6 protein-coding genes and 1 pseudogene are annotated in these 7,623 nt (G+C 66.9%); 3 read left to right on the forward strand and 4 right to left on the reverse strand.

Annotated features, from left to right (window positions below; genetic code table 11):
* The 3 genes and pseudogenes from CEY08_RS28815 to CEY08_RS28825 form a co-directional block, all read right to left on the reverse strand.
* Window positions 1-629: pseudogene (locus tag CEY08_RS28815) on the reverse strand (class I SAM-dependent DNA methyltransferase).
* 77 nt (window positions 630-706) lie between these two features.
* Window positions 707-2,563: a phosphoenolpyruvate carboxykinase (GTP) gene (locus tag CEY08_RS28820; protein ID WP_076812646.1), complete on the reverse strand. Its 1,857-nt coding sequence runs from the start codon at window positions 2,561-2,563 to the stop codon at window positions 707-709.
* A 145-nt stretch (window positions 2,564-2,708) separates the two neighbouring features.
* Window positions 2,709-4,331: an acyl-CoA synthetase gene (locus CEY08_RS28825; RefSeq protein WP_076812642.1), complete on the reverse strand. Its 1,623-nt coding sequence runs from the start codon at window positions 4,329-4,331 to the stop codon at window positions 2,709-2,711.
* A 124-nt stretch (window positions 4,332-4,455) separates the two neighbouring features.
* Here CEY08_RS28825 and CEY08_RS28830 point away from each other — a divergent pair, with 124 nt between their 5' ends.
* Complete coding sequence (locus CEY08_RS28830; RefSeq protein ID WP_076812639.1) at window positions 4,456-5,181, forward strand: TetR/AcrR family transcriptional regulator; 726 nt, start codon at window positions 4,456-4,458, stop codon at window positions 5,179-5,181.
* Here CEY08_RS28830 and CEY08_RS28835 read toward each other — a convergent pair.
* On the reverse strand, window positions 5,145-6,056 hold the full coding sequence (locus CEY08_RS28835; RefSeq protein ID WP_063642647.1) for an SDR family oxidoreductase: 912 nt from the start codon (window positions 6,054-6,056) through the stop codon (window positions 5,145-5,147). The two genes, CEY08_RS28830 and CEY08_RS28835, sit on opposite strands and share 37 nt — an antisense overlap.
* 139 nt (window positions 6,057-6,195) lie before the next feature.
* Between CEY08_RS28835 and CEY08_RS28840 the strand changes: the two genes are divergently transcribed.
* On the forward strand, window positions 6,196-6,990 hold the full coding sequence (locus tag CEY08_RS28840; RefSeq protein WP_042793048.1) for an enoyl-CoA hydratase/isomerase family protein: 795 nt from the start codon (window positions 6,196-6,198) through the stop codon (window positions 6,988-6,990).
* Window positions 6,991-7,072: 82 nt separating this feature from the next.
* Window positions 7,073-7,623 (forward strand): M28 family peptidase (locus CEY08_RS28845; RefSeq protein WP_141099901.1); only part of this gene is annotated, 551 nt, incomplete at its 3' end.

Consider the following 7,623-nt stretch of genomic DNA (forward strand, 5'->3'; position numbering starts at 1 on the left):
CTACGCCGCGCGCCGCCAGACGCTGGCCAGCCAGGGCTGCTGCTCGCGCGGCAGGCCAGACGGCCGGTAGTAGTGCTCTAGTTCCTCGAAGCCGGCGGCGGTCATCAGCGCGCGCCAACCGTCCAGGTCGTGGTAGGCGCCGTAGCGTCCGCGGTTCCAGCCTTCCTGGTTGCCGCCCCGCGGATTGGAGCTGAACAGCACGCCACGCGGCCGCAGCGCGCCGCGCAAGGCCTGCAGCACCTGGGGCAACTCCTGGCCGGGCACGTGGAACAGGGCGGCATTGGCATAGATACCGTCAAATCGTTCCGACGGCAGCGCCAGACGCAGGAAGTCCTGCTGCCAGACTTCGCAGCCGCTGGCCTGCCGCGCCATCTCGACAAAGCGCGGCGTGCCGTCCAGGCCCACGGGTCGGTGCCCCGGGCGGCGAAGGTCTTGAGGTCGCGACCCGGCCCGCATCCGAAGTCCAGGATGTCATAGGGAGGGTCGCCTTCGATATGGCGCAAGAGCGCCGCGATGTTCTGGCTGACGTCGTGATCGCGCGTGCCGGCCTCGAACGACTCGGCGTTCTCCTGGTAGTGCGCGAGAGTCAGGGAACTGATCTTGGCGAGATCGTCGGCGTCGAGTTTCATCGTTGCTGCGACATCCGGCGCCACCGGGAATACGCGCCGCATGCGGCGCGCAATCCCGGCACGTCGGACGCCCGGCCTCAGGCCGCCAGGCGCCCTTCGATGCTGGCCTTGGTGGCCGGCAGATCGTCAGGCAAGCCCTGCTTCAACTGGGCGAACAGTTCCTGGTGCAGCGCCAGTTCGTCGCGCCATGCCGCGGCATCCACGGACATGACCTGCTCGAACTTGTCCGGGCTGAATTCCAGGCCCGTCCAATCGATGTCCTGGTAGCTCGGGGAAATGCCGAACACCTGATCCACGCCCTTGGACTGGCCGTCGATGCGACCCAGCATCCAGCGCAGCACGCGCATGTTGTCGCCAAAGCCGGGCCAGACGAACTTGCCGTCCGGGCCCTTGCGGAACCAGTTGACGCAGTAGATGCGCGGCAGGGTGGCCCCAGCGGCTTCCAGTTGCTTGCCCAGCTTCAGCCAGTGGCTGAAGTAGTCGCTCATGTTGTAGCCGCAGAACGGCAGCATGGCGAAGGGATCGCGGCGCACCACGCCCTGCTGGCCTGCCGCCGCGGCGGTGGTTTCGGAGCCCATGGTGGCAGCCATGTAGACACCTTCGACCCAGTTGCGGGCTTCGGTGACCAGCGGCACGGTGGTGGAACGACGACCGCCGAAGATGAAGGCGTCGATGACCACGCCTTGCGGGTTTTCCCATTCGGGGTCGATGGACGGGCATTGCGCGGCCGGCGCGGTGAAGCGCGCGTTCGGGTGCGCGGCCTTGCGGCCGGTTTCGCGCGCGATGGCGGGCGTCCAGTCCTGGCCCTGCCAGTCGATCAGGTGCGCCGGCGGCTCGTCCGTCATGCCCTCCCACCAGACGTCGCCGTCATCGGTGAGCGCCACGTTGGTGAAAATGACGTTGGCCTTGAGCGTGGCCATGGCGTTGAAGTTGGTCTGCTCGCTGGTGCCCGGGGCCACGCCGAAATAGCCGGCTTCCGGGTTGATGGCATGCAGGCGGCCGTCCTTGCCCGGCTTGATCCAGGCGATGTCGTCGCCGATGGTCGTGACCTTCCAGCCGTCCATGCCTTGGGGCGGGATCAGCATGGCGAAGTTGGTCTTGCCGCAGGCCGAGGGGAACGCCGCCGCCACGTGATACTTGCGGCCCTTGGGCGAGGTCACGCCCAGAATGAGCATGTGCTCGGCCAGCCAGCCCTGGTCGCGGCCCATGGTGGACGCGATGCGCAGTGCGAAGCATTTCTTGCCCAGCAGCGCGTTGCCGCCGTAGCCCGAGCCGAAGCTCCAGATCTCGCGGGTCTTGGGGAAATGAACGATGTACTTGGTCGGGTTGCAAGGCCAGGCCACGTCGGCCTCGCCCTGCGCCAGCGGCTTGCCCACGGAATGCACACACGGCACGAAATCGCCGTCGGCGCCCAGCACGTCGTATACCTGCTTGCCCATGCGCGTCATGATGCGCATATTCACGGCCACGTAGGGGCTGTCGGACAGTTCCACGCCGATGTGGGCGATGTCCGAACCCAGGGGCCCCATCGAGAACGGCACCACGTACAGCGTGCGGCCGCGCATGGCGCCGTCGAACAGGCCGTTGAGCGTTTCGCGCATGGCGGCGGGCTCGGCCCAGTTGTTGGTCGGACCGGCGTCTTCGGCGCGGTCGGAACAAATGAAGGTGCGGTCCTCCACGCGGGCGACGTCGGAAGGATCCGAGCACGCCAGGAAGGAATTAGGCCGCTTGGCGGGGTTCAGCCTGCGCATGGTCCCCGACTGGACCATCTGCTCGCACAGCCGGTCGTATTCTTCCTGGGAACCGTCGCACCACACGACCTGGTCAGGCTTGGCCAGCGCCACGAAGCTGGCGACCCAGTCGATCAGGCCGCGGTGCTTCACATAGGCAGGCACATTCAAGGCTGCCAATCCCCCATCCAAAGGCTTATTCATCGGGGTTCATCTCCATACTAGTAAGGCTAATGGTGATACGGCCCCAATTGGCATGGGGCCGTATCAATTTGCGCCATCATACTTGCAGCGGCGGGTTGCCCGTCAACCCATCCTCTTGGACGACATTGTCACCGGTTGAGACGCGTCAGAGGTAGCTGCCATCGCGCAGCTCGCGACGGATGATCTTGCCGGTCGCGGTGGTCGGCAAACTGGTTACAAAACGGATCGCGCGCGGATACTCATGGGCCGCCAGGCGCTTGCGCACGTGGGCCTGCAGGTCCTTGACCAGCGCGTCATCGCCTTCATATCCTTCGTTCAGTACCACATAGGCCATCACGATCTCGGTGCGCTGGGCGTCCGGCACGCCCACCACCGCCGCCATGCGCACCGCCGGGTGGCCGATCAGGCAATCCTCGATGGGGCCCGGGCCGATGCGATAGCCTGCGCTGGTGATGACGTCGTCGTTGCGGCCGACGAAGCGGATGAAACCCTGCGCATCGCGCACGCCCTGGTCGCCAGTCAGCAGGTAGTCGCCCGCGAATTTTTCGGCGGTGGCTTCGGGGTTGTTCCAGTAGCCCAGGAACATCACGGGATCGGGCCGCAGTACGCCGATATTGCCTTCCTGTCCATCCGCCACTTCGACGCCCCGGTCATCCACAATAGCAACGCGATGGCCGGGCGCGGCGCGGCCGATGGCGCCGATGCAGGGGTCGAACAGGGACGAGCAGGACGACACCAGCATGTTGCACTCGGTCTGGCCGTAGAACTCGTTGATGGTCACGCCCAGCACGCGCCGGCCCCAGTCGATGAGTTCCGCCCCCAGCGACTCGCCGCCGCTGGCGACCGAGCGCAGCGCCAGCCCCCCCGCTCCGGCCGGCAGTTCGGTCCCGCGCATCATCTTCAGGGCCGTGGGCGGCAGGAAGGTGTGCGTCACGCCGTGGCGCGCCATCAGCTCGAAGGCGCTGGCGCCATCGAATTTCTCGAAGCGGCGCGCCAGCACCGGCACCCCGTGGTGCCAGGCCGGCAGCAACACGTCCAGCAAGCCGCCGATCCAGGCCCAGTCGGCCGGCGTCCACATCAGCGCGGCGTTCTCCGGGAAGAACTCATGCGACATTTCCACGCCCGGCAGGTGGCCCAGCAATACCCGGTGCGCGTGCAGCGCGCCTTTCGGTTTGCCTGTGGTGCCCGAGGTATAGATGATCACGGCCGGGTCGTCGGCCGCCGTCGCCACCGGCGTGTAGTCGGCCGATTCGGCCGCCAGGGCGGCATGAAAAGGCACAGCGCCGTCCGGGCAGTCCTCGTCGATGCAGTACACGACCTTCAGGTCGGGCAGGCTGGCGCGGATCTCGCGCAGCTTGCGGCAACCTTCGGCATCGGTCACCAGGGCGGCCGCGCCGCTGTTGGCCAGGCGGTACTGGATGGCGTCCACGCCGAACAGCGTGAACAGCGGCACTGCCACCGCGCCCATCTTGTACACCGCGATATGAGTGACCGCCGTCTCGGGCGCCTGCGGCAGATAGACGGCCACGCGGTCGCCACGCTTGACGCCGTGGCGTCCCAGGCTGTGCGCCAGGCGGTTGGATAGCGCCTTGATCTCATCGAAGGTATAGCGCGACTGCGCGCCGTCGCTCTTTTCGTAGATCAGCGCCAGGCGGCCGCTGCCATCGGCCCACTTGTCGCAGGCGTCGACGCCGATGTTGTAGGACTCGGGCACTTGCCATTGGAACTGGGACGCTAGCTGCGTGTAGGAATCGGCTCTGGACAGCATGGTTTGTCTCTGATGTTGTTGTCGAACGCGCCGGCGCCAGGCGCCGGCGATGTAACGTCTTGCCTCAAACTTGACCCTGGCTCAATAATAAGCCCCGCCCACTCGCAGCCCCCTTCCCCGCCGCATGGAAAAAGCCGCCACCGTCCCGATGCGCCGCCCGCCGGCAAGCGCCAAATCCGAACAGCGCATCCGCGACATCCTGCGCGTTGCCCGCCAGGTCTTTTCCGAAGCGGGCTTCCAGGCGGCCACCGCCACCGAGATCGCGCAGCGCCTGGGCGTGTCCGAAGCCACGGTATTCACCTACTTTGGCGGCAAGCGCGAACTCTGCGTACGGGTGATCAGCGACTGGTACGACGAAATCATCGCCAAGGTCGAGGACAGCCTGCCCCACGTGCATGGCGCCCGGGCCCAGCTGCATTATCTGGTGCACGCGCATTTGCGCCACCTGTTGGCGGAAGGGACCGGCCTGTGCGCCTTCATCCTGTCGGAAGGGCGCGCCCGCAATGACGATTTCGGCGAGGTCTACGCCGGCCTGCAGCGCCGCTACACCGCGCCCCTGATGCGCATCCTGGCCCAGGGCCAGGCCGATGGCGACATACGCCGCGACATGCCGCTGCGGCTGCTGCGCTCGGCGGTCTACGGGCCGATGGAGCACGTGCTGTGGGACGCCATCCTGCGCGGCGCCCGGGTGGACGTGACGGCTACCGCCGACCAGCTGGTCGGCTTTCTGTGGCAGGCGCTGCAACCGCCCGCGCAGGACGCGCTGGCGCTGGCCCGGTTCCGCGGAGAGGTACGGGACGCCCTGCATAGGCTTCAATCGTCGGAAAACAAGGACGGCGGCTCGTACTGAGGAAAGCCGTTGTAGGTTTCTCCCCGCTCCGCGGGCGGCAAGGTCCAGGAATGGCGGGCGTTGGGCACGCCGCCATCCACGCGGATGACGCTGCCGTTGATGAAGGCGGCCGCTGGCGACAGCAGGAACACCACCGCCGCCGCCAGCTCGGCCTCGGTACCGAAGCGTTGCAGCGGCACTTTGGTCCTGAGTTCACGCAGCACGGCGCGGTAGGCATCGTCGTAGCTATCCATGCCGCTGGACGCGATCCAGCCCGGCGCCACGGCGTTGACCCGCACGCCGGCGTGGGCCCATTCGCAGGCGGCGGTTTCGGTCAGGTTCCAGACCCCGGCGCGCGCCGCGCCGGAATGCCCCATGCCCGGCATGCCGCCCCAGATATCGGCCAGCATGTTCACAATGGCGCCGCCGTGCTGGCGCATGTGCTGGGTATAGACCTCGCGCGACATCAGGAACGTGCCGTGCAGATTGTTCTGCACCACGGCGTTCCAGCCGTTGGAGCTGATGCGTTCCAGCGGCGCGGGAAATTGTCCGCCCGCGCAATTGAACAGGCCGTCGATGGCGCCATGCCGCGCCAGCGCTTCGGCGACCGCGCCGCGCACCCCGGCCTCATCGCGAATGTCGCAGGCATGCAGGCTGATGCGCCCGGCGGCCTCGGGATAGATCCGCGCGATTTCATCCTGCGCCGCCTGCAGTTTCTCCGGCTTGCGTCCGACCAGCGCCAGGCTCGCGCCTAGTGATGCAAGCTCATGCGCGGTGCAGCGGCCCAGACCGCTGCCGCCGCCCGTCACAAGTATGGTCTTGCCTTCGTACAGTCCGGGTCGGAATACCGACGCATAGCGCTGGGAGGCCGCCGCGGCAGCCCTGTTCTGGCTCATGTCTCACTCCATTATTTTTTTGAGGATAACTCAATACTTATCCGATTTGGGTGTGGCCGGACAGGAAATTTCGCCCTAGAATCGCTCGACAGTCGCTTTGCCTTTATTGAGCCTGAATCAAGAAAACTGGAGACCAGGAATGGACACGCCTGCCCCACTGGATATCGCCCACGACGGCCCCATCGCCCGCCTGACGCTGAACCGCCCGGACATGCGCAACGCGTTCGACGACACGCTGATCGCCGCCCTGACCGGCGCCGTGCAGGCGGCAGTGGAAGATCCCGCCGTGCGCGTACTGTTGCTGACCGGCGCTGGCAAGGCGTTTTGCGCCGGCGGCGACCTGAACTGGATGCGCAAGATGGCCACGCTGACTGATGCCGAGAATCGCGCCGACGCCGCAAAACTGGCTCGTATGCTGCACACGATCTGGTCTTGCCCCAAGCCGGTCGTGGCCTGCGTCAACGGCGACGCCTATGCCGGCGGCATGGGCCTGGTGTCGGCCTGCGACATCGCCATCGCCGCGGACAGCGCGCACTTCTGCCTGTCCGAAACACGGCTGGGACTCTTGCCCGCCACCATCAGCCCCTATGTGCTGCGCGCCATGGGCGAGCGCGCGGCCAACCGCTATTTCCTGACCGCCGAACGCTTCGACGCCGCAACCGCTTTCCGGTTGGGCCTGGTGCATGACGTCGTGCCACTGGCCGATCTGCCCCGTCACGCCGAGGCCTTGTGCCTCGCCCTTTGCGACAACGGCCCTGGCGCGGTGCAGGCCAGCAAAAGGCTGGTGCGCGACTTCGCCGGCCAAGACATCGACGCCGCACTCATCGCCGACACGGTGGAACGCATCGCGGCCGTGCGCAGCACGGATGAAGCCCGCGAAGGCGTCAGCGCTTTCCTGGAAAAACGCGACCCTGCCTGGCGCGCGAAGCGCTAGGCGTCCAGCCGTTCGGCCAGGAAATCCGCGAAAGCCTGAATGCGCGCATGCCATAATTCCCTGCGCAATTTCAGGAAGTCTCATGCCACACGCTTTTCCTCCCCTGAACGCCGAGCGCCTCTGGGCCCGCGTCGAAACCCTGTCCCGATTCACCCTGCCCGATGTGCCCTGGACGCGCCGCGCGTTCTCGCCGCTGTTTGACGAAGCGCGCGCCTGGCTGCGCGGTGAATTCGAAGCCGCTGGCCTCACTACCCGCCTGGACGCCGGCGGCAACCTGGTCGGCACGCTGGCCGGACGCGATCCGGCGCGCAAGCCCATCGCGACCGGCTCGCACTGCGACACCGTCATGGCCGGCGGCCGGTTCGACGGCATCATCGGCGTGCTGGCCGGCATCGAGGTTGCCCACACGCTGCGCGAACACGGCGTCCAGCTGGAACACCCCTTCGAGGTCATCGACTTCCTGTCCGAGGAACCCAGCGACTACGGTATCTCTTGCGTGGGCAGCCGCGCGCTCTGCGGCCAATTGACCGCGGACATGCTGCAGGCCCGCAACCCCGAGGGCGAAACGCTCGCGGCCGGCATTGCCCGCATCGGCGGGGATCCATCGGCGCTGGGCGCGCCGCTGCGCGGCCC

Origin of the sequence: Achromobacter insolitus, assembly GCF_002209555.1 — a bacterium.
Classification (GTDB): domain Bacteria; phylum Pseudomonadota; class Gammaproteobacteria; order Burkholderiales; family Burkholderiaceae_B; genus Achromobacter; species Achromobacter insolitus.